We start from the raw sequence: 22467 nt of genomic DNA on the forward strand, positions 1-22467 counted from the left end.
GCTCCTACAGGGGGGTGGTGTTCGCGGGATCTGCGACACAGCTCTCATCCCATTGAAGCGGCTACCTGCTACCCAAGTAGCATTCGTGGCCCTTCGCAGGCTTCGTACACTCGTGCCTCATACACACGCACCTGCGAGGGGCGACCATGCAGCAGGTCCAGAACGATGGGATCGTCAGTGCGATGTCCCAGGCCACCGATCCCCAACAGGTGGCGCAGGAGCTGGCGCGGCAGTTGCTGCACCCGCACCTGGGGTTCGTGTTGTTCTTCTGCTCCGCCGAATACGACTTGCAGGCCCTGGGCGGCGCCTTGCAACAAGGGTTCGGCGGGATACGCCTGGCGGGGTGCACCAGCGCCGGGGAAATCACCCCGCAGGGTTATGGGCGCAATTGCGTGACGGCGGTGGGCTTCGATCATCGTTACTTTTCCATCGCCCTGGAACTGATCGACGAAATGGAGCACTTCAGCCTGATCGACGCGCAGCAGATGGTCGAGCGCCTGGTCAACGGCTGTCGCAGCAATACCCTGGCCCCGATCAAGGGCAACAGCTTTGCCCTGACCTTGCTCGATGGCCTGTCCAGCCGCGAGGAAATGGTCCTCGCCGCCTTGAGTGCGGCGTTGGGCGACATTCCGCATTTCGGCGGCTCGGCCGGTGACGACAACTACCTGACCCACACCCATGTCTACTTCGACGGCGGCTTTCGCAGCGGTGCGGCGGTGGTGGTGCTGGTCAATACCTGGCTGGACTTCGAAGTGTTCACCACCCATCACATCCTGCCGCGCGCGGAGAAGCTGGTGGTCACCGGCGCCGACAGCACCTCGCGGCGAGTCTTCGAACTCAACGCCGAGCCGGCCGCCGCCGAGTACGCCCGGCACATCGGCGTGCCGGTGGCCGAGCTCGACCACCGGATCTTCGCCGCACACCCCCTGGCGGTGCGCATCAACGATCAATACTACGTTCGCGCCATCCAGCAGGTGCATCCGGACCTGAGCCTGAGTTTTTATTGCGCCGTAGAGAACGGCATCGTCCTCACCGCCATGACCCCGGGGCCGATGCTGCCGAACCTGCAACGCCTGTTCGACGGCTTGCAGGAGCGCCTCGGCGACCTGTTGTTGACCATCGGTTGTGACTGTTTCCTCAGGCGCCTGGAGCTGGAAGACTCCGGCAGCCTGGAGCAGATCGGCAGTTTCCTGCGCGAACAGCGGGTGATGGGCTTCAACACCTACGGAGAACAGTTCAATGGCATGCACATCAACCAGACCTTCACCGGCGTTGCCATTGCCCGCGGCCGCTCCCTTGGACAGCGCTGAACTGCGGGCGCAAATCGCCGTCCTGCAGCACGACAATCAGAAACTGCAGCGCATCAACGCGGCGCTGATCGAGCGCATCGAGTCCGGCATCACCCGCGGCAACGATCCCTATGCCGCGTTCCAGCATTCGGTGGTGCTGGCCGAGCAGGTGCGTGAACGCACCGATGCCTTGAACCAGGCCATGGCCGAGCTCAAGGCGGGCAACCACCTGCTCAGCGAAGCCCGCCTGCGTGCCGAAACCGCCCATCAACACCTGATCGACGCCATCGAGAGCATTTCCGATGCCTTCGTGCTGTTCGATGCCGATCAACGCATTGTCCTGTTTAACAGCCGCTTCAGGGCGTTCTGGACCCACAGCCGGGTGCGGATCAACGCCGGCATGCGCCTGGGCGAGGTCAAGCGCCTGATGATGAACAACGGGCCGTTTACCGAGGAGCCGCGCGGGCACGCCGATGAGAACCTGCTGTATCGCCTGCAGGACGGGCGCTGGCTGCAGGTCAGCGAGCGGCCGACCCAGGAGGGCGGGCGGGTGATCCTGTTCACCGACATCACCGACGTCAAGCAGAGCGAAACCATGCGCCGCGAGCAGGCGGTGGCGCAGAAGTCGCACTTGCTGCAACGGGCGGTGGACAACCTGTCCCAAGGCGTGGCCATGGTCAACGCCGAGGGCATCCTGGAGCTGTGGAACCGGCGGTTCCTGGAACTCAGCGGCCTGGCGCCGGTGGCGGCCCATCGGCCCTTTGCCGAAGTCATCGCCGACAGCGAGTTGACCCTGCTGACCCCGGCCAGTCGTGGCGCGAACGGGCGTCCCGTGCAGGATTGCGAACAGCGCCTGTACGATGGCCGGGTCCTGGAAATTCGCACCCATCCACTGCCGGCCGGTGGTTTCGTCAACACCTTCACCGACATCACTGAGCGCTACCAGCACGCCCAGGCCCTGAGCGAAAGCGAGCGCTGGATTCGCCTGATCACCGACCATGTGCCCGCGCTGATCGCCTACCTCAATGCCGACCTGGTCTACGAGTTCACCAACAAGGTCTACGAAGAATGGTACTGCTGGCCGCGCGGCGTGATGCTCGGCCAGAGCCTGCGCCAGGTGCACAGCGAGCAGCATTACCAGCGCCTGGAGTCCTACGTGGCCAGGGCGCTGGCCGGGGAGAGCGTGACCTTCGAATTCGCCGAGACCAACGTCAACAACCAGGAGCGCTACATGTTGCGCTCCTACGTGCCCAATCGCCTGGCCAGTGGCGAGGTGGTGGGGATCTTCGTGTTGATCCGCGACATCACCGAACGCCGGCGTACCGCCGAAGCGCTGCACCAGGCCTATCAGAACCTCGAACTGCGGGTGCGCGAACGCACCGCCGAACTGACCCAGCTCAACGACCAGTTGCTGCGTGAAATCGACGAGCGCCGGCGGGTCGAGTCACGCTTGCGTGAGGCCAAACTGGAGGCGGAACAGGCCAACCTGTCGAAGACCAAGTTCCTCGCCGCGGTCAGTCACGACCTGCTGCAACCGCTGAACGCCGCGCGGTTGTTCACCAGCGCCTTGCTGGAGCGCCGCGAGCCTATCGCCAACGAGCATCTGGTGCGCAATGTCAGCAATTCCCTGGAAGATGTGGAGAGTCTGCTGGGCACCCTGGTGGATATTTCCAAGCTCGATGCCGGCGTGATCAAGGCCGATGTGGCGCCGTTCGCCTTGAGCGAACTGCTGGAAAATCTCGCCGCCGAATACACCGAGGTGGCGCGCAGCGAGGGCCTGCAACTGCATTTCATCCCCTGTTCGGCACTGGTGCGCAGCGACATCCAGTTACTGGCGCGCATCCTGCGCAATCTGTTGAGCAACGCCATTCGCTACACCTACAGCGGTCGTGTGGTGCTGGGTTGTCGGCGGCATCAAAGCAGCCTGTCGATCGAGGTCTGGGACAGCGGCATGGGCATTGCCGAAAATCGCCTGGAAGAAATCTTCCAGGAGTTCAAGCGCGGCGACGTGCAACGTCCGGATCAGGATCGTGGGTTGGGCCTGGGGCTGGCGATTGTCGAGAAAATCGCCGGCATCCTCGGGCACCGCATCCACGTGCGTTCATGGCCGGGCCGGGGCTCGATGTTCGCAGTGGAGGTGCCAATCAGCGCCACCGCGCCCAAGCCATTGCCGAGCCTGCCGATGAGCGAACCGATGCTCGAACGGCTGCGCGGGGCGCGGGTCTGGGTGCTGGACAACGATGCGACCATTTGCGCGGGCATGCGCACGTTGCTCGAAGGCTGGGGCTGCCGGGTGGTGACGGCGTTGTCGGAAGATGACCTGGCGCGGCAAGTGGACAACTACCATGCTGGCGCCGACCTGTTGATTGCCGACTATCACCTGGACAACGACCAGAACGGCGTCGATGCCGTCGCGCGGATCAACGCCCGCCGCGCCTGCGCGATCCCGGCCATGATGATCACCGCCAATTACAGCAACGAGCTCAAGCAGCAGATCCGCGAACTGGGGCATACCCTGATGCACAAGCCGGTGCGGCCGATGAAGCTGAAGACGGCGATGAGTCATTTGCTCGCCAGGCCATGAGTTATTTGGTGTTTGTGAGGGCCTCTTCGCGAGCAAGCCCGCTCCTACAGGGATCTGCGTCGTACACAAATCCCCTGTGGGAGCCGGCCTGCCGGCGATGGGAACGACGCGGTCTTCTGTTTCAACGCCGCAAATAAGACCCGAAATCAATATCTCCGGCACTCAGGATCGCCTGCACCCGGTTGTGCACGTTGAGTTTGCGCAGGATTGCCGAGACATGGGCCTTGACCGTGGTTTCGGCGATTTCCAGGGTGTAGGCGATCTGCTTGTTCGATTCACCCTTGGTCATCCGCTCCAGCACCTGCAGCTGCTTGCGGGTCAGGGCCTGCAACAGTTCCGGCGGGAAGCTCGGGGCATCGTTCATGCGCCGGTGGGTGCTGCTTTTGGTGGTGCGGATAATGTCCGGGGGCAGGTAGACATTGCCATTGAGAATCTGCTGGATGGCCTCGGTCATCTGGGCACGGGGCGAGGACTTGGTGATGAAACCCACCGCGCCGTAGGTGATGGCCTGCAGGACGATCTGCTTGTCCTGCTCGGCGGAGACGATCACCACCGGAATGGTCGGCGCTTCGTTGCGCAGGTTGATCAGGCCATTGAGCCCGTGCATGCCGGGCATGTTCAGGTCGAGCAGGATCAGGTCCAGGTCATCGTGCTCCTGGGTCAACGCCAGGGCGCTGTCCAGGTCGGCGGTTTCCATCACCTCGCTACCGGCAAAACCATCGCTGATGACGTTGTGTATGGCTTCGCGAAACAGCGGGTGATCGTCGGCAATCAGAATTTTGTACATGGCCTTTCACCTCATTATTTTGATTATGGTGTGGCAACTACAGGCACGCGTAAAGCTCAGGGAAAGGGTTCGGGCAAAGCGGGTGCGACCGGCAGGCTGGCGGCTTGCCAGGCGTCGAGGCCATCGCGGTACCAATACAGTGTCTTATAGCCCAAAGAGGCTGCGCGCTTGACGGCGTTCCAGCTCAACCAGCAGTCGGCCCGGCAGTAAAAGACCAACGGTTGCGCCGGGTCGCCGGCGGTCAGCTTTTTCAGGTGGTCGGCGAAGTAGTCCTGCCATTGCGCCGTCAGCTCTCCGTCGCCGGTGTTCGCCAGCCAGTGGCTGCCGGGCAGGTTTTCGTGGGGCTGGTCTTCGATGAAGCGGCCTTGCAGCCATTGGCGACGGTAGACGTCGATCAGCAGCGGGCGCGGCTTTTGCCCGAGCAGCGCTTGCAGGCCTGGGGTGTCGATGATGGTCGCGCCTGGCAGTTGTTCCGGCGTGGGGCTGCGGTACAGGTCGATGCGATAGCCATCGGGGGAAAACAGCGGGGCTTGCGCCTGTGCACCGCCCAGCCACAGGCCCAGCGACAGCGCAGCGAGAGTGGGACGCAGCAGGTGACGTGAGGCACGCGGCATGGGGTCTGGTCCTTATAGTTATGCAGCCATTACATGCCAGTCGCGAGGCGTTGGGAATGCGACGATAGACAGGTAGGACCAGTACTAAAGTATTAATTTTCCATGCTCAATTTCGTGGTCAGGTGGATTTGCGCAGGGCGGCATGTTGAGGGTTGAAGGTGAGTACGGCCAGTAGCGAAAACAGCAGGGTCAGGCCCACGCACACCGCCAACGCCAGCGGATTGAACCGCTCATACAAGGCAAAACGCACCAGCTCTACCGCATGGGAAAACGGGTTCAGCGCGCACAACCAGTACAGCCACTCGCTGGCCTCGCGCATTTTCCACAGCGGATAGAGCGCCGATGACAGGAAAAACAGCGGGAAGATGACGAAGTTCATCACCCCGGCGAAGTTCTCCAGCTGGCGGATCGCGTTCGACAGCAACAGGCCCAGGGCGCTGAGCATCAAGGCCACCAGCAGCAACACTGGCAGGGCCAGCAGCAACCCCATGACCGGCGGCTGCACGCCGTAGAGCCAGGCAATCGCCAGGAAGGCATACACCTGCAGCAGCGAAATCAGCGATGTGGCCAGTAGCTTGCTGCACAGCAGGAAGGTGCGGGGCAGGGGGCTGGTGAGCAGCACGCGCATGCTGCCCATCTCGCGGTCGTAGACCATCGACAGTGACCCCTGCATGCCGTTGAACAGCAGGATCATGCAGGCCAGCCCGGGGATGATGTAGACCTCGTACGGGATGTAGGTGTCGTAGGGTTCGATGATGGCGATGCCCAGCGCGGCGCGAAAGCCCGCGGCGAACACCAGCAGCCATAGCAATGGCCGCACCAGGGCGCTGAGAAACCGCGTGCGTTGCAGCACGAAACGCAGCCATTCGCGCAGGACGATGCCGCGCAAACATTGCCAGTACGCGTTCATTGGGCAGCTCCTGAGGTGGTCAGGCGAGTGAAGGCCGAGTCCAGGTCGCCGCCGTGCTCCAGGCTCAGTGCGTCGGCCTGTCCGCTGGCCACCAGGCGGCCCTGATGGAGGATCAACAGGTCATCGCTGGCCTGTACTTCGTCGAGCAGGTGGGTGGTCCAGAGCACGCTGATGCGTTGCTCGTGGCACAGCTTGCGAATGTGCTGGTTGAGCGCCAGGCGACTGGCCGGGTCGAGGCCGGCGCTGGCTTCGTCGAGCAGCAACAGGCGCGGCTCGTGCAGCAGTGCACGGGCAATTTCCACTCGACGGCGATGGCCACCATTGAGTTCGCGCACCCGTTCGCCACGGCGCTCGCAAAGGGCCTGGCGGGCCAGTTCCGCGTCGACCCGCAGGCGCGTCTGGCGCCGGGACAAGCCATGCAGCGCGGCGTGATAACGCAGGTTCTGCTCGACGCTGAGGTCCAGGTCCAGGGTGCTTTGCTGGAACACCACGCCCAGTTGTTTCAGCGCCGGGCGCGGGGCGCTGCGCAATGAACAGCCGCCGACCCGGATATCCCCGTGCTGCAGGTCATAGAGCCTTGTCAGCAGCGCGATCAGGGTGGATTTGCCGGCGCCGTTGGGCCCCAGCAGCGCGGCGAAACGCCCGGGCGCCAGGCTGAAGTTCACCTGGCGCAGGGCCTCCCGAGGGCCGTAGGCAAAGCTCAGGTCGCTGACTTCCAGGGCGTTCATGGGGTCACCACCACGCCCCACGGATATCGTCCGACCTTCACCGATTTGCTGACCTTGAGGCTGTCGACATCGATCACCGAAACGTCACCGCTGACGCCGTTGGTGGCCAGCAGCTGCTTTTGATCCGGGGTGAATGCCATCTGCCAGACCCGTCGACCCACCAACAGGTAGTCGAGAATCTCGAAAGTTTTGGCATCGATCACCGCCACATGATTGGCCGGGCCGAGCGCGACGAAGCCGTACTTGCCGTCGGCACTGAGCTTGACGCCCACGGGTTGGACCTTGTCCGGATGCACGCCCTTGATCTGGAAGTTCAGGGTCTTGAGGATCTTGCGGCTGGCGACGTCGAGGATGGTCACGGTGCCGCCGATTTCCGCCGAAGCCCACAGCTGTGAACCGTCCGGCGAGAACTCGACGAAGCGCGGGCGCTGATCCACCAGCGTGCTGTCGGCCAGGGTCTGGGTGCTGGTGTCGATCCAGTGCAGCATGTTGGTGGTTTCGCTGGTGTTCACCGCCCACTTGCCGTCGGGGCTGACGGCCATGCCTTCGGGCTCGACGCCGACGTTGATCTGGCCGAGGACCTTGGAGGTCTCGGTGTCGATCACCGTGACCAGCGCATCGTCTTCGTTGGAGACATACAGCCAGCGATTGTTGGGGTGCAGGGCGAATTGCTCGGGGTCCTTGCCCGAGGGCAGTTCCTTGATGATCTTGCGGGTGGCCACGTCCATCACCTGGACCCGGTCCGAGTCGCTGGCGCAGATGTACAGCAGCTTGTTGTCGTGGGACAGCAGCAGACCACGGGGGCGTTGGCCGACGGGCAGGGTGTCGGTGACTTGCAGGGTCTGCATGTCGATCAGGCTGAGGCTGTTGTCCTTTTCATTGGAGACCCAGGCGGTGCTGGCGACGGCGTGGCTGGCGGCGAGCAGCAGGGCGCAGGAAAGAAGAGTGCGGCGCATGGCAGTTTCCTTGTTGTAGTTGTTGTATTCAGGGAAAGCGGCAGCTGACCTCGGGCTTGTCGTAACCCAGGCTGTCCATCTCGTTGAACGGGTGCAGGAAACCGTCCTGGGGCGAGGTGCTGACCAGCGCCCGCGGCTGCACGATCGGAATCGGTTGGCGCAACTGGCCGTTCCAGGGGCGGTAGCTGAGCTTGCGGCCCTTGAAACCGTCCAGCGGCAACTGGTCGCTGATTTCCAGGTCGCGGATCGCCCTCGGCTCGGTCTGGCGCGATTTGCTCACGGCGCTGGCGATGCTGCGCACGGCCATCCACGCGGCGAAGTCGCGGTCGTTCATCCAGCGGCCGGCCAGGGCTTCGAAGCGCTTCTGCAGCTGGGCGGCGCCGTAGGTTTCCACGGTCTTGTGCCAACCCACCGGGGTCAGGCCCTGAGTCCCGGCGACCGGGCGCGGGTACCAGGTCTGGTAGGGCACGTATTCGCCGAAATCGCCGCGCTCATCGGCCACCAGCACCACGTCGTATTCGGCGGTCTGGGTGAACAGCGGCATGTCGGCCTGGGCGCTGCGTCGTTGGTCGTTATCGAAACTCCAGGCTTTCTCCGCCACCAGTTGCAGGCCGAAGCGCTTGGCCGCGCGGCGCAGGGCGGCGGCGTAGGCTTGATCGTCGGTGGTCGGGCCGACGATCAGCAGCGCTCGTTGCCATTTGCGCACTATCAGAAATTGCGCCAGCGCATCGGCGAGCATCGCCCGGCTCGGCAGGCTGTGCAGCACGTTGGGCAGGCAATCGGTGCTGCGCAGGCTGTCGTCGGGGCTGCCGGCGTTGAACAGCAGGCTGTCGGGCAGCGCAGCACTGAGTTGGCGCAGGCTGCTGGCCGGTGCGTTCACCACGAACAAGCGCAGGCCTTGTTCATGCTGGGATTTTGCCGCTTCGAGCAAGGCTTGCGGGTTGTCGACACTGGCGCTGACCAGACTGTAGGCGTGATTGAGAAAACGCCCAGTGCTGTTGCTGTCGGTGATCGCCAGTTCGGCGCCGCGCAGCCCGGCGTCGGTGGGTTCGGCAATGACGTTCGACAGCAGCGGGCCAGGGTCCGGGCGATAACCCAGGTAGCCGATGCGCACCTGCAAGGGCGCGTCCGCCGCCTGGCTCTGGGTGACCAGCCCGGCGGCGCAGGCAATCGCCAGCAGGTAGATCAGGGCGTAAGGGGCAAGCTGGCGCATAGGGCACTCCATTACAGGTAGCGCCAGCATAGGAAGCCCGGGCAGGCGTGGAAATATGCAGAAAGTACCAACCAGCCAGTACCAAGGTAGTAGCCCGCACCGGGCGGCGCGGTTTTAGCATGGGCAATAAAGGCCACGACTCTGGAGGGGACTGGGCATGCGTATCGTCAAGGCACTGCTGTTGCCGCTCCTGCTGATTCTCACCCTGATCGGCGTCGACCGGCTCCATGGCCCGCGTCCCGCACCTATGCAGGTGATGCCCGCGACACCGGGGCGCTAGGCATGTCGGCCCTGTGGCGGATCAACCTGTGGGTCTGCGGCTTTTTCGCGCTGGTCACCCTGGCGTGCACGGCGTTGCTGGTGCATCAGGCGCTGGCGGATGTGGAGCGTGAACTGCAATCGGCCGAAGCGGTGGTCGAGTACCTGAGCGAAACCGCCGCCCGTGACCCGGTCAGCCTGCAACCACGGCTGACCCAAGGCCTGCGCCATGTGCGTGTGCACTGGCTGGCGGCGGATGAACAACCCCGGCCAGCCGTGCAGGACGGACTCGATGCCTGGCTCGCACGCTTGTTGTTCACTGAGGGCCGACACGGCGCAAGCGTTCTCGATCTGGCCGATGGCCGACGGGTGCAGATCGCAGTCGACCCGCGGGATGAAATCGACGAAGTCCGGGATTCCCTGCAACAGCTGCTCAGCCTGTGCGCGATGGCCCTGCTGGTCAGCCTGTTGACCATCCGCTGGGCCGTGCGCCGCGGCATGGGCTTGCTCGATGAGTTGCTGCGGGCGCTGCAGCAGGTGTGCGCCGGCCAGCTCAACGTGCGCCTGCGCACCGAAGGGGTGCCCGAGGCTCGCCAACTGGCGGTGCATTTCAACCGCATGACCGCGGCGCTGGAACAGGCCGGCAGCGACAACGCCCGGCTGACCCAGGCCTTGCTGGCCGTACAGGAACAGGAGCGCACCCAACTGGCCCAGACCCTGCACGACGATCTCGGTCAGTACCTGGCCGGCATCCGTGCCCAGGCCTGTCTGCTGCGCCTGGTGGCCGATCAGCCGGCAACCGTCGAGCGCACCATGGTGGAACTGGAGCACAACTGCGAACACCTGCAACAGGGCTTTCGGGCATTGGTGCACAACCTCTATCCGGTGGTCCTGCAACACCTGTCGCTGGCCGACGCCATCCGCTTGCTGGTGGAGCAATGGCAGGGGCGCCAGGGCATCGATTGTCGACTGCGCCTCAGTGCGCAGTTACCAACGCTGTCGGCGCCAGACAAGACCCATCTGTACCGCTTGCTGCAGGAAGCCCTGACCAATATCGCCCGGCATGCCGACGCCAGCCAGGTGCGGGTGCGCCTGCAACATCAGGGCGCGCGCCTGCGCCTGCTGGTGCGCGATAACGGTCGCGGCGCCGCGCAACCCCAGCGCCCCGGCGTCGGCTTGTATTCGATGCGCGAACGCGCCCGTAGCCTGGGCGGCGAGTTGCGCATCATCAGTCACCCCGGCGCCGGTTGGGCGCTGGCCTTGAGCATGCCCCTGGAGGTTTCATGAGTATTTTGCTGGTCGATGACCATGCGGTAGTCCGCCAGGGCTACGCCAGCCTGTTGCGCGCCCTGTTGCCGGCGCTGCAGGTGCGTGAGGCGGCAACGGGGGAGGAAGCGTTGCTGCGCGTTCAGGAGAGCGTGCCGCAGCTGGTGATCATGGATTTCGGCTTGCCCGGCATCAGCGGCCTGGAAACCACCCGGCGCTTGCGCCAGCGCTTGCCGCAACTGCGGGTGCTGTTTTTCAGCATGCACGATGAACTGCCGCTGGTGCGCCAGGCACTGGACGCCGGGGCCGCGGGTTACCTGACCAAAAGCTCGGCGCCAGAAGTGTTGATCGAGGCGGTGCGGCGCGTGCTTGCCGGGCACGCCTACATCGAACAGCCGCTGGCTACGCAACTGGCTTGCCATGCGCAACAGGACGCCAGCGACCCGCGCCTGCAGAGCATGACCCAGCGCGAGCTGGAGATTTTCGTGATGCTCGCCAAGGGCACCCCGGCGCGGCAGATAGCCGAGCAACTGAGCATCAGCAGCAAGACGGTTTCCAATCACCTGACGTTGCTCAAGAGCAAGTTGCAGGTGAGCTCCCATGCCGAGCTGGTGCATCTGGGGATTGATATGGGGGTGGTGCGCAAGGCGGGGTGACTCGCTCGTCCATTCAACACCCATCCCCTGTGGGAGCGGGCTTGCTCGCGAAGACGGTGTGTCAGTCACGAAAATGCTCAATGACACTCCGCTTTCGCGAGCAAGCCCGCTCCCACAGGGGGGGTGTGTTGCATTCTGGTCATTTGTCCCAAGTCGTCGGGCACCCCGTACAGCCCTCCATGTTCGCATCCTGAAAATTCGCATAGTGCTGGCGCGAGCCGCTGAGGTTGGCGTGCTCCAGGTTGCTTTCACCCAACTTGGCCTCCTGCAGGTTGGCGTCGCTCAGGTTGGCATCCTTGAGGTCGGCCTTGCTCAGCCAGGTCATCTCCAGGTCGGCGGCGCGCAGGTTGCTGTTGTGCAATCTGGCGCCGGAGAGGCGGGCGAATTGCAGGTAGGCGGCGCTGAGGTCGGCGTTGGCGAATTGCGCGCCCTGGGCGAACATCCCCCAGCCCTGGATCGCCACCAGCGTGGCGCCGGTGAAATCCGCCAGGCGCGCATTGCTTTGCTGCAGGCTCGCGCGGGTCAGATTAGCACCCTGTAGGCGGGCCTTTTCCAGGTTGGCGAGGTCGAGGCGGGCGTGGCGCAGGTCGGCCTCGCGCAGGTCGGCGCCGCTGAGGTTCATGTTGCGCAGGTCCTGGTTGCTCAGGTTGGCGCCCTTGAGGTTGGCGCCGGGGCACTGGCTGTGTTCGGCGATGGTGCAGCCGTTGATGATCAGGGGGGTCTCGTCGCCGTTGTCGGCGTGGGTCGGGAGGGCGCTTAGCAATAGCAGCAGGGGAAGGTACTTCATGGCGGGCGTCTCGTTGTGAGGAGGGGCGCAATCGCCAGCAAGCCGGCTCCTACAGGTTCGCGTTGTAGGCGCAGGTTGCTGGCGGTGGGGATCAGCGTTTCGCCGTCTGGTTATCCCAGCTCGGGATCTTGAACACCCAGAACGAGCCGCCCTGGGCCACCGGCTTGGTCAACTCCGCCATGTCGCCGCCCCACAACGGCACCGCGCCGCCGTAGCCGACGGTCACGCCGATGTACTGCTCGCCGTCCTGTTCCCAGGTGATCGGCGGCGAGACGATGCCGCTACCGGTCTGGAATTTCCACAGCTCCTTGCCGGTTTTCGCATCGAAGGCCTTGAAGAAACCGTCGCCGGTACCGGTGAACACCAGGTTGCCCTTGGTCGCCAGCACGCCGGCCCACAGCGGCAGGTGTTCCTTGTGCTCCCAGACCACCTTGCCGGTGGTCGGGTTCATCGCCCGCAGGGTGCCGACGTGATCGTCGTACATGCGCTTGATGCGAAACCCCATGCCCAGGTAGGCCGAGCCTTTCTTGTAGTTGACCTCTTCGGTCCAGTATTCCTCTTTCCATTGGTTGCCCGGAATGTAGAACAGCCCGGTGTCCTGGCTGTAGGCCATGGGGTTCCAGTTCTTGCCGCCGAGGAACGGCGGCGAGACTTCCACCGGCTTGCCCTTTGTCTCCCCCGGCAATGGCTTGACCGGGCGCTGGCCTTCGTTCTCCACCGGGCGGCCGGTCTTGAGGTCGATGTGGCTGGCCCAGGTGATGTTGTCGACGAAGGGGAAGGCGTTCTGCAATTTGCCGTTGTTGCGGTCGACCACGTAGAAGAAACCGTTGCGGTCGGCGTGGCCGGTGGCCTTGACCGTCTTGCCGTCCTTGTCTTTGTAGTCGAACAGCACCAGCTCGTTGTTGCCGGAGAAGTCCCAGGCATCGTTCGGCGTGTGCTGGTAGAACCATTTGACCTCGCCGGTGCTCGGGTCGACGCCCACCTGGCCGGAGGTGTAGAGGCTGTCGTAATCGTGCGGGTTGCCGTCCTTCGAGGTGCGCGCCCAGGTGTTCCAGGGGCCCGGATTGCCGGCGCCGACGATGATGGTGTTGGTGTCGGCATCGAAACTGGCGCTCTGCCAGGGTGCGCCGCCGCCATGGCTCCAGGCTTCGACCTTTCCGGTCTCGGTGGTCGGATCGTTCGGCCACGACGGCGCCTTGACGTCGCCGGTGGGGGTGCTGTCCTTGCCGTTCAGGCGGCCCATGTGGCCTTCGACGAAAGGCCGCATCCAGACTTCTTCGCCGGTGTCCGGGTCGCGGGCGTAGAGCTGGCCGACCACGCCGAACTCATCACCGGAACTGCCGTGGATCAGCAGCACCTTGCCGCTGGTCTTGTCCTTGATCAGCACCGGGGCGCCAGTCATGGTGTAGCCCGCGGCGTGGTCGCCGAACTTCTTGTTCCACACCACTTTTCCGGTGTTCTTGTCCAGGGCGATCAGCCGCGCATCGAGGGTGCCGAAGTAGATCTTGTCGCCATAGATCGCCGCGCCGCGGTTGACCACGTCGCAGCACGGACGAATGTTGTCCGGCAGGCGGTGGTTGTAGGTCCACAGGCGTTTGCCGGTCTTGGCATCCAGGGCGAATACCCGCGAATACGAGCCGGTGACATAGACCACGCCGTCCCTGACGATGGCCTGGGATTCCTGGCCGCGCTGCTTCTCGTCACCGAAGGAATAGGACCAGGCCGGGGTCAGCTTGAACACGTTCTTGTCGTTGACCTGGGCCAGGGGACTCCAGCGCTGGGCATTGGTGCCCATGCCGTATTGCAGCACGTCTTTCGTCGTCAGGTGGTCGTTGGCAATGTCTTCCCAACTGACGTTTTTGCCAGCGGTGGCCGGGGTGGACTCGGCATGACCAGTAGCACTCAGGGACAGGCTGGCGGCCAGCAAAAATGTCTGCACGGCGACGGTCAGGGGGGAAAGGGCGGGTAGCGATCTTATTGTCATGGTGGCAGTTCCCAGTGGAGGTTTTGGCCTGCACAGGGTGGGGCGCCCGCCGTGTGGCGGATACGGAAAATGTCCCGCCGTTGCCGGGAAAAATTCCCAGGGGCCACCTGATTTGGGCGTCCCTCCAAGGCCTTACTACCAAGGGACTAGACGGCGGCCACCAAAGCAGCATGGGGTCAGCGCGTCGGGGTTCCTAAGATGGTTGCCATAGCCTCTGCCAAGAGGTCTTGCGTGCAATCCAGAGGGCATAACAATGACAACAAAACGCAACGCCTTGCTCGTTGCCGGACTGCTGGCCGGCTTTATCAGTGCAGGTTCCGTATGGGCCCACGGCAATGTGGTGCCACAAGCCGTTGAGACCAAAGGCCTGACCCCGATCAAGGATGCCGGCGTCCAGGTGGATGGCGACGGCTGGGCCGCCGTGAACCCTTACCGCAGTTCCCCGGAGCACGACAAGGCAGTGGAAATCGGCTCGTCGGCCTACAACCAGAACTGTGCGGCCTGCCATGGCCTGGAAGCCAAGTCCGGTGGTATCGCGCCGGACCTGCGCATGCTCGATGTCGGCGAGGCGGGCGATGAATGGTTCGTTGAGCGGGTGCGCCATGGCGCGGTGCGTGACGGCCGCGTGTATATGCCGAAGATGGCCGACTACCTGAGCCAGGAAGCCCTGTGGGCGGTGCGCAGTTACCTGGACAGCGTCCACGTCGAGGAGTGACCCATGCGCCTGCTCGCGGTGTTGATCGGCGCTGTGTGGCTGTGCTGCCAGTCGGTGCAGGCGCAGGTTCGCAACTATGACGAAATGATCGCCGCCGGGGAGCTGAAAGTGGCGGTCTACAAGGATTTTGCCCCCTACAGTTTTGAAGACGCCGGTCAGCCCCGGGGTGTCGATGTCGAACTGGCCCAGGCGCTGGCCAAGGCGCTGGGCGTGCGCCTGACGCTGATCTGGGCGCCCGCCGGGGAAAAGCTCGACGACGACCTGCGCGATTACATCTGGCGGGCCAGCCCGCTGCACAACCAGCAACTGGCCGACCTGATGATGCGGGTGCCGTACGACCGCGATTACGCGCAGAAACGCAACGAATTCGGCGAGATGGAAAACGGCCATGTGGTGATGTTCGGCCCATACCAGAACGAGCAGTGGCAGGTCGCCTACGACCGTCGACGGCTGGACAAGGTGGCCAGCGTCGCGGTGTTCGAGCAACACCCGATCGGCGTCGAGGTCGACAGCGTGCCCTCGTTCTACCTGACCTCGGTGTTCAACGGCATGCTCGCCGGCAAGACCCGTCACTACCCGGGCGTGCCCCAGGCGTTTGCGGCGATGAAGGCCGGCGAGGTCGACGCGGTCATGGCCATGCGCGGCGAGATCGACTGGCAAGTGCATGAAGCGGCCGACCCGCAGTTGACCCTGGCGGAAAACGCCTACCCGAACATGGGCAAGCAGCTCTGGGAGATCGGCATGGCGGTGCACGAAAGCAACCGGCAATTGGCCTATGCCGTGGAGGAGGCGCTGGAAGGCCTGATCCGCGAAGGCTCGGTGAAAACCATCTATGGCCATTACGGCCTGCGTTACGACGTGCCCGAGATGTACCAATAGGAGCAAGGGATGATCTGGCGAGGGAGTTGTCTGTTGGTCGTGTGGCTGATCCTGAGCCCGGCTGCCCGGGCGGTGGACATCGATCCGGGCCAGGATCCGGTACCGTCGGTGATGTGGGCCTTCTATCACAAGCAGATGCTGGGCGATGCGCCGTTCGTGTTCGACCAGCGGGTCAAGCTGCTGGCGCCGCCATTCGCCGAAGATGCCCGGCAAGTGCCCCTGGAAATCGACGCCCGGGCGTTCAAGGGCGAGGTGGTGAAAATCCTTGCCTGGGCGGAACTCAATCCCCTGCCGAAAATCGTCGATTTCGAACCGCTGGATGGTGTGTTGCCGTGGCTGTCGATCCGCATCCGCGTCGAACAGGCCACGCCCTTGCGCGCGGCGGTGTTGACCCGTGACGGGGTGTGGCATGTCGGTTCGACCCTGATCGACGCGGCAGGCGGCGGTTGCACCGCGCCCAGCGTGGTACGCACCCAGGCGGGCTGGGAAGAACACATCGGCGAAGTGCTGGGCGGCCGTTACCCGCGGGAGGCATTCAGCCGCGTGCGCCTGCAGGTGGCGCATCCAATGGACAACGGCATGGTCAGCGGCATCCCGGAATTTTTCCTCAACCATGCCGAGTTGCGCAATCAGCACGATCAGCTTTTGGCCCGCCTCGAGCTGTTCCCCGCCGTCAGCGAAAACCCCAGCCTGGCCTTTGATATCGAAGGGGCAGGGCCGACGCGCCTGTTGTTGCGCGATAACAGCGGCAATCGGTTCGATGCGTCGATCCCCTGAATCCAAGGAGCCTGTCATGCGCTGGATGCTGCTGTTGTTGATCGGCCTGGGCCTGCCGGCCATGGCCGAACTCGAGTACTCGCTCAAGCCCAGGCAGATCGCCGAAGACACCTGGCTGCTCGAAGGCAGCACCGACAATTTCGCCAGGGATAACGGTGGCAACATCGTCAACACGGCGTTCATCGTGACCGAGCGGGGCGTGGTGGTGATCGATACCGGACCGTCCAGGCGTTATGGCGAGGCCATGCGCCGGGCCATCGCGGCGACCACCGACAAGCCGGTGATCCAGGTGCTGTTGACCCATCATCACCCCGACCATGTGCTGGGCAACCAGGCGTTTACCGACGTGCCGATTGGCGCACTGGCCGGCACCAGCGAGCTGCTGCAAAAGCAGGGCGATGCCATGGCCGAGAACATGTACCGGCTGGTGGGCGACTGGATGCGCGGCACCGAAGTGGTGTTGCCGACGCAGGCGCTGACGCCGGGTGTGGAAAGTTTTGGGAATCACGATTTGCGCCTGCTGAGCCTGGGTGGGCATACAGGTGCGGATCTGGCTATTCTCGACCAGAAAACCGGCGTGCTATTCGCCGGGGACCTGGTGTTTTATCAGCGGGCGCTGACCACGCCCAACAGTCCGGGGCTGGCGGTGTGGCTGGCCGACATCGCGACCCTGCAGGCTTTACCCTGGACACTGATCGTGCCCGGCCACGGCCCGGTCGCCAGCGATCCACAGCCCTTCGCGCAAATGCGCGACTACCTGGGCTGGCTCGATCAGTTGATGCGCGACGGCGCGGCCAACGGCAGCGACATGAGCGAGATGATCCGCAGCCCGATTCCCGAGCGCTTTGCCGGGATCAACCTCAGCCGCTACGAATTGATCCGCAGCGTCAGTCATTTGTACCCGCGTTACGAGCGAGTGCAGATGACCCGAGTCGATTCCAACTCAAACAACTGACCCACCCAAATCCCCTGTGGGAGCGGGCTTGCTCGCGAAAGCGGTGTGCCAGGCAATACATACGTTGAATGTAAAGGCCTCTTCGCGAGCAAGCCCGCTCCCACAGGGGGTGTTGGTCGGCATCCGACCCTGTACCAAGGAACTAGAAAACTCCACATTGCGGGCAATTGTTGTCCGGGCGGCGGCGCCCAAGAATCTGCACCAGACCGGGAAAATTTCCCGGAAATAACAAAAACTGCAGAGGAAGCCGTCATGACTCAACCCGCACGTCGCCAGCCCTTCGTCTTGAGCCTGCTGCTCAGTGCCATGCTGTTGTCCGGCCAGGCCTTGGCCGGGGTTTCCGACCAGGACATTCTCCAGGATCCCAAGAACCCCGAGCAGATCGTCACCAACGGCCTCGGCGTACAGGGTCAGCGCTACAGCCCGCTGGAGATCCTCAACGTCGACAACGTCAAGGAGCTGCGACCGGTGTGGGCGTTCTCCTTCGGCGGGGAAAAGCAGCGCGGCCAGCAGGCGCAGCCGATGATCAAGGACGGCGTGATGTACATGACCGGCTCCTATTCGCGGGTGTTCGCCGTGGATGCGCGTACCGGCAAGAAGCTCTGGCAATACGATGCGCGCCTGCCGGATGACATCCGCCCCTGCTGCGACGTGATCAACCGTGGCGTCGCGCTGTACGGCGACCTGGTGATCTTCGGCACCCTCGACGCCAAGCTCGTGGCGCTGAACAAGGACACCGGCAAGGTGGTCTGGAGCAAGAAAGTCGCCGACCACAAGGAAGGCTACTCGATCAGCGCCGCGCCGCTGGTGATCAACGGCAAGCTGATCACCGGCGTGGCCGGTGGCGAGTTCGGCGTGGTTGGCAAGATCGAAGCCTACGACCCGAAGAACGGTACTTTGCTGTGGAGCCGGCCAACGGTGGAAGGCCACATGGGTTACGTCTACAAGGACGGCAAGGCCGTGGAAAACGGCATCTCCGGCGGCGAAGCCGGCAAGACCTGGCCGGGCGACCTGTGGAAGACCGGCGGCGCCGCGCCTTGGCTGGGCGGTTATTACGACCCGGAAACCAACCTGCTGTTGTTCGGCACCGGCAACCCGGCGCCCTGGAACTCGCACCTGCGCCCTGGCGACAACCTCTACTCGTCGTCGCGCCTGGCGCTCAACCCGGACGACGGCACCATCAAGTGGCACTTCCAGAGCACGCCCCACGACGGCTGGGACTATGACGGCGTCAACGAGTTGGTGTCGTTCAACTACACCGAGGGCGGCAAGGAAATCAAGGCGGCGGCCACCGCTGACCGCAACGGTTTCTTCTACGTGCTGGACCGCACCAACGGCAAATTCATCCGCGGCTTCCCGTTCGTGGACAAGATCACCTGGGCCACCGGCCTGGATAAGACCGGTCGGCCGATCTACAACGAAGCCAGCCGTCCTGGCGCACCGGGCACGGAAGCCAAGGGCAGCTCGGTGTTCGTCGCGCCGGCCTTCCTCGGCGCGAAAAACTGGATGCCGATGGCCTACAACCGCGACACCGGCTTGTTCTACGTGCCGTCCAACGAATGGGGCATGGACATCTGGAACGAAGGCATCGCCTACAAGAAAGGCGCGGCGTTCCTCGGTGCCGGTTTCACCATCAAGCCGTTGAATGAAGACTACATCGGCGTGCTGCGGGCGATCGACCCGAAAACCGGCAAGGAAGTCTGGCGCCACAAGAACTTCGCGCCGCTGTGGGGCGGTGTGCTGACCACCAAGGGCAACCTGGTGTTCACTGGCACGCCGGAAGGCTTCCTGCAGGCGTTCAATGCCAAGACCGGCGAGAAGGTCTGGGAATTCCAGACCGGCTCCGGCGTGCTCGGCTCGCCCGTGACCTGGGAAATGGACGGCGAACAGTACGTCTCGGTGCTCTCCGGCTGGGGCGGCGCCGTGCCGCTGTGGGGCGGCGAAGTGGCCAAGCGGGTCAAGGACTTCAACCAGGGCGGCATGCTCTGGACCTTCAAGTTGCCCAAAGACCTCGTTGCCAAACACTAATCCCCAGTCCACCGCATAACCCCCCCACATTTGGGTGTGTGCAACGCCTACGACCAAATGACGAGAGCCCCTCCTGCCAACGATGCATTCGTCTGGCGTGCGGGGCTCACTAGTATCGGTGCATCGCCTGTCGGCACGACAGGCATCGACCCAGACAGAGGCCCACCATGATCTACGCCCAACCCGGAACACCTGGCGCCGTCGTGACGTTCAAGCCACGCTACGGCAACTTCATCGGTGGCGAATTCGTCGCGCCGGTCAATGGCGAGTACTTCACCAACACCTCGCCGGTCAACGGCGAAGTGATCGCCGAATTCCCGCGCTCAAGCGCCGCCGACATCGACAAGGCCCTGGACGCCGCCCATGCCGCCGCCGATGCCTGGGGCAAGACCTCGGCCCAGGACCGCTCCCTGGTGCTGTTGAAAATCGCCGACCGCATCGAGCAGAACCTGGAAATCCTCGCCGTCACCGAAACCTGGGACAACGGCAAGGCCGTGCGCGAAACCCTCAACGCCGACGTGCCCCTGGCGGCCGACCATTTCCGTTACTTCGCCGGCTGCATCCGCGCCCAGGAAGGCGGCGCCGCCGAGATCAACGAACTGACCACCGCCTATCACTTCCACGAACCCCTGGGCGTGGTGGGGCAGATCATTCCGTGGAACTTCCCGCTGCTGATGGCTGCCTGGAAACTCGCGCCAGCATTGGCGGCAGGCAACTGCATCGTGCTCAAGCCCGCAGAACAAACGCCGCTGTCGATCATGGTCTTCGCCGAACTGATCGCCGACCTGCTGCCTGCCGGCGTGCTGAACATCGTCCAGGGATTCGGTCGCGAAGCCGGGGAGGCCCTCGCCACCAGCAAGCGCATCGCCAAGATCGCCTTCACCGGCTCGACCCCGGTGGGCGCGCACATCATGCATTGCGCCGCCGAGAACATCATTCCGAGCACCGTTGAGCTGGGCGGCAAGTCGCCGAACATCTTCTTCGAAGACATCATGAACGCGGAACCTGCGTTCATCGAAAAAGCCGCCGAAGGCCTGGTGCTGGCGTTCTTCAACCAGGGCGAAGTGTGCACCTGTCCGTCCCGGGCCCTGGTGCAGGAGTCGATCTACGAACCCTTCATGGCCGAAGTCATGAAGAAGATCGTCAAGATCAAGCGCGGCAACCCGCTGGACACCGAGACCATGGTCGGCGCCCAGGCTTCCGAACAGCAATACGACAAGATCCTCTCGTACCTGGCCATCGCCCAGGAGGAGGGCGCCGAACTGCTCACCGGCGGCGCGGCCGAGCGTCTGGAGGGCGACCTGTCCAGCGGCTATTACATCCAGCCGACGCTGCTCAAGGGCCACAACAAGATGCGCGTGTTCCAGGAGGAAATCTTCGGGCCGGTGGTGGGCGTCACCACGTTCAAGGACGAAGCCGAGGCACTGGCCATCGCCAACGACAGCGAGTTCGGCCTCGGTGCCGGCCTGTGGACCCGCGACATCAACCGCGCCTACCGCATGGGCCGGGCGATCAAGGCCGGGCGCGTGTGGACCAACTGCTACCACCTGTACCCGGCCCATGCGGCGTTCGGCGGGTACAAGAAGTCCGGTGTCGGCCGGGAGAACCACAAGATGATGCTCGACCATTACCAGCAGACCAAGAACCTGCTGGTGAGCTACGACATCAATCCGTTGGGGTTCTTCTGATCCCTTGAATTCACCGCGAAACAAAATGTGGGAGCGGGCTTGCTCGCGAAAGCGGAGTGTCAGTCAACCATCTTGTTGAATGTGACGCCGCCTTCGCGAGCAAGCCCGCTCCCACATGGGTATGTGGGGTATTGGAAATTTGTGTCACCCCCCCCCCCCTACCAAATCACCCCCAAACCTCCTTCGAAAGTAGCATTCGACCCCCTGGCCCACCGTGCATTAATGGCTCTACCGGAATCGCCCGGCACAAGAAGAGGAATGACCCATGTGGACTAAACCCGCGTTTACCGATCTGCGCATTGGCTTCGAAGTGACGATGTATTTCGCCAACCGTTGATTGATCACCCGGCCAGCCGTGGCGTTGGCCGGGCCTGCCTTCTGGAGCATTGCCCATGCACATCCGCGTTCTCGGTTCCGCCGCCGGCGGTGGTTTCCCGCAGTGGAACTGCAACTGCCGCCAGTGCGCCGGTGTGCGCAATGGCAGTGTGCGGGCCCAGCGTCGCACGCAGTCGTCGATCGCCCTGAGCGACAACGGTGTGGACTGGGTGCTGTGCAATGCTTCACCGGACATCCGCGCACAACTCGACAGTTTTGCGCCGCTGCAGCCGGCGCGGCGTTTGCGCGACAGCGCCATCGCCGGCGTGGTGCTGCTGGACAGCCAGATCGATCACTGCACCGGGCTGCTGAGCCTGCGCGAAGGCTGCCCGCATGACGTGTGGTGCACCGAGCGGGTTCATCAGGACCTCAGCAGCGGCTTCCCGTTGTTCACCATGCTCGGTCACTGGAACGGCGGCTTGCAGTGGCAACCGGTCGGACTGGACCGCGAGCCCTTCCAGATCGCGGCCTGCGCGCAGTTGCAGTTTCGCGCGATTCCATTGGTCAGTAACGCGCCGCCGTATTCACCCAATCGCGGCAACCCGCAACCGGGCGACACCATCGGTTTGTTCATCGAAGACCCGCTTAGCGGCGCCTCGCTGTTCTACGCGCCGGGCCTTGGGCAGATCGACGATGAGGTGCTGGCCTGGATGCAGCGCGCCGATTGCCTGTTGCTCGACGGCACCCTGTGGCGCGACGACGAGATGCGTATTTGCGAAGTCGGGCAGAACCTGGGCAGCGAAATGGGCCACCTGGCGCAAAGTGGGCCCGGCGGTATGCTGGAAGTGCTGGAGGGTTTCCCCGGCCAGCGCAAGGTGCTGATCCACATCAACAACACCAATCCGATCCTCGATGAAGACTCGGCCGAGCGGGCCCTGCTGGAGCGGCGGGGGATTGAAGTGGCTTATGACGGCATGAGCATTGTGTTGTAGCTAATGGCCCCTTCGCGAGCAAGCCCGCTCCCACAATGAAACGCATTCCCCCTGTGGGAGCGGGCTTGCTCGCGAAGGCGTCAGTT

Annotated in this window: 21 protein-coding genes; 13 read left to right on the plus strand and 8 right to left on the minus strand. The window is 63.7% G+C overall.

The window, feature by feature from the left end; translation table 11 throughout:
* The first annotated feature begins 146 nt into the window (after positions 1 to 146).
* Both nosP and nahK read left to right on the plus strand, forming a co-directional pair.
* Complete coding sequence (gene nosP / locus NPS56_RS11430) at positions 147 to 1310, plus strand: nitric oxide-sensing protein NosP (RefSeq protein WP_274074707.1); 1164 nt, start codon at positions 147 to 149, stop codon at positions 1308 to 1310.
* Positions 1279 to 3873: a hybrid sensor histidine kinase/response regulator NahK/ErcS' gene (nahK, locus tag NPS56_RS11435; protein WP_274074800.1), complete on the plus strand. Its 2595-nt coding sequence runs from the start codon at positions 1279 to 1281 to the stop codon at positions 3871 to 3873. Before nosP ends, nahK begins: the two co-directional genes overlap by 32 nt.
* Before the next feature lie 121 nt (positions 3874 to 3994).
* Here nahK and NPS56_RS11440 read toward each other — a convergent pair whose 3' ends face one another.
* The 6 genes from NPS56_RS11440 to NPS56_RS11465 all read right to left on the minus strand — a co-directional run bounded on the left by NPS56_RS11440 (position 3995) and on the right by NPS56_RS11465 (position 9081).
* A complete protein-coding gene (locus tag NPS56_RS11440; protein WP_046817100.1) occupies positions 3995 to 4660 on the minus strand; it encodes a response regulator transcription factor in 666 nt (221 codons plus the stop codon).
* 56 nt (positions 4661 to 4716) lie between these two features.
* Positions 4717 to 5274: a PQQ-dependent catabolism-associated CXXCW motif protein gene (locus NPS56_RS11445; protein WP_274074708.1), complete on the minus strand. Its 558-nt coding sequence runs from the start codon at positions 5272 to 5274 to the stop codon at positions 4717 to 4719.
* A gap of 118 nt (positions 5275 to 5392) precedes the next feature.
* Entirely contained in the window at positions 5393 to 6184 is a 792-nt protein-coding gene (locus NPS56_RS11450) for an ABC transporter permease (RefSeq protein WP_274074709.1), read from the minus strand.
* Positions 6181 to 6912 carry an ABC transporter ATP-binding protein gene (locus tag NPS56_RS11455; protein WP_274074710.1) on the minus strand — a complete coding sequence of 244 codons (732 nt, stop codon included), beginning with the start codon at positions 6910 to 6912 and terminating at the stop codon, positions 6181 to 6183. The genes NPS56_RS11450 and NPS56_RS11455 overlap by 4 nt, the downstream gene beginning before the upstream one ends.
* Positions 6909 to 7868: a YVTN family beta-propeller repeat protein gene (locus tag NPS56_RS11460; RefSeq protein WP_274074711.1), complete on the minus strand. Its 960-nt coding sequence runs from the start codon at positions 7866 to 7868 to the stop codon at positions 6909 to 6911. The genes NPS56_RS11455 and NPS56_RS11460 overlap by 4 nt, the downstream gene beginning before the upstream one ends.
* A gap of 28 nt (positions 7869 to 7896) precedes the next feature.
* Positions 7897 to 9081 carry an ABC transporter substrate-binding protein gene (locus tag NPS56_RS11465; RefSeq protein WP_274074712.1) on the minus strand — a complete coding sequence of 395 codons (1185 nt, stop codon included), beginning with the start codon at positions 9079 to 9081 and terminating at the stop codon, positions 7897 to 7899.
* A gap of 157 nt (positions 9082 to 9238) precedes the next feature.
* On the opposite strand from NPS56_RS11465, the gene NPS56_RS11470 reads away from it, so the two are divergent.
* The 3 genes from NPS56_RS11470 to NPS56_RS11480 are packed head-to-tail and all read left to right on the plus strand — an operon-like array spanning position 9239 to position 11261.
* Positions 9239 to 9361 (plus strand): hypothetical protein, encoded by a 123-nt coding sequence (locus NPS56_RS11470; protein ID WP_274074713.1) that lies wholly within the window; start codon positions 9239 to 9241, stop codon positions 9359 to 9361.
* 2 nt (positions 9362 to 9363) lie between these two features.
* On the plus strand, positions 9364 to 10626 hold the full coding sequence (locus NPS56_RS11475) for a HAMP domain-containing sensor histidine kinase (RefSeq protein ID WP_274074714.1): 1263 nt from the start codon (positions 9364 to 9366) through the stop codon (positions 10624 to 10626).
* Positions 10623 to 11261: a response regulator gene (locus tag NPS56_RS11480; RefSeq protein WP_274074715.1), complete on the plus strand. Its 639-nt coding sequence runs from the start codon at positions 10623 to 10625 to the stop codon at positions 11259 to 11261. Before NPS56_RS11475 ends, NPS56_RS11480 begins: the two co-directional genes overlap by 4 nt.
* Positions 11262 to 11400: 139 nt before the next feature.
* Here the strand turns inward: NPS56_RS11480 and NPS56_RS11485 are convergent, their stop codons facing one another.
* A complete protein-coding gene (locus NPS56_RS11485; RefSeq protein WP_274074716.1) occupies positions 11401 to 12048 on the minus strand; it encodes a pentapeptide repeat-containing protein in 648 nt (215 codons plus the stop codon).
* A 91-nt stretch (positions 12049 to 12139) separates the two neighbouring features.
* On the minus strand, positions 12140 to 14032 hold the full coding sequence (exaA, locus tag NPS56_RS11490) for a quinoprotein ethanol dehydrogenase (protein WP_274074717.1): 1893 nt from the start codon (positions 14030 to 14032) through the stop codon (positions 12140 to 12142).
* A 253-nt stretch (positions 14033 to 14285) separates the two neighbouring features.
* On the opposite strand from exaA, the gene pedF reads away from it, so the two are divergent.
* The 8 genes from pedF (at position 14286) to pqqB (ending at position 22381) form a co-directional block, all read left to right on the plus strand.
* Positions 14286 to 14747 (plus strand): cytochrome c-550 PedF, encoded by a 462-nt coding sequence (gene pedF / locus NPS56_RS11495; RefSeq protein WP_274074718.1) that lies wholly within the window; start codon positions 14286 to 14288, stop codon positions 14745 to 14747.
* 3 nt (positions 14748 to 14750) lie between these two features.
* The gene (locus NPS56_RS11500; RefSeq protein ID WP_274074719.1) at positions 14751 to 15626 is read left to right on the plus strand and encodes a substrate-binding periplasmic protein; all 876 of its coding nucleotides are present in this window, start codon (positions 14751 to 14753) and stop codon (positions 15624 to 15626) included.
* A gap of 9 nt (positions 15627 to 15635) precedes the next feature.
* Positions 15636 to 16403, plus strand: coding sequence for a quinoprotein dehydrogenase-associated SoxYZ-like carrier (locus NPS56_RS11505; RefSeq protein ID WP_274074720.1), 768 nt, complete (start codon positions 15636 to 15638; stop codon positions 16401 to 16403).
* Positions 16404 to 16419: 16 nt separating this feature from the next.
* Entirely contained in the window at positions 16420 to 17358 is a 939-nt protein-coding gene (locus NPS56_RS11510; RefSeq protein WP_274074721.1) for a quinoprotein relay system zinc metallohydrolase 1, read from the plus strand.
* 252 nt (positions 17359 to 17610) lie between these two features.
* Positions 17611 to 19386 (plus strand): PQQ-dependent methanol/ethanol family dehydrogenase, encoded by a 1776-nt coding sequence (locus NPS56_RS11515; RefSeq protein WP_274074722.1) that lies wholly within the window; start codon positions 17611 to 17613, stop codon positions 19384 to 19386.
* Positions 19387 to 19553: 167 nt separating this feature from the next.
* Entirely contained in the window at positions 19554 to 21074 is a 1521-nt protein-coding gene (gene exaC, locus NPS56_RS11520; RefSeq protein WP_274074723.1) for an acetaldehyde dehydrogenase ExaC, read from the plus strand.
* Positions 21075 to 21339: 265 nt separating this feature from the next.
* Entirely contained in the window at positions 21340 to 21411 is a 72-nt protein-coding gene (gene pqqA / locus NPS56_RS11525) for a pyrroloquinoline quinone precursor peptide PqqA (protein ID WP_003253598.1), read from the plus strand.
* Positions 21412 to 21466: 55 nt separating this feature from the next.
* Positions 21467 to 22381 (plus strand): pyrroloquinoline quinone biosynthesis protein PqqB, encoded by a 915-nt coding sequence (pqqB, locus tag NPS56_RS11530; protein ID WP_274074724.1) that lies wholly within the window; start codon positions 21467 to 21469, stop codon positions 22379 to 22381.
* Positions 22382 to 22467: the final 86 nt, after the last annotated feature.

Origin of the sequence: Pseudomonas putida (assembly GCF_028682635.1) — a bacterium.
GTDB lineage: Bacteria > Pseudomonadota > Gammaproteobacteria > Pseudomonadales > Pseudomonadaceae > Aquipseudomonas > Aquipseudomonas putida_AE.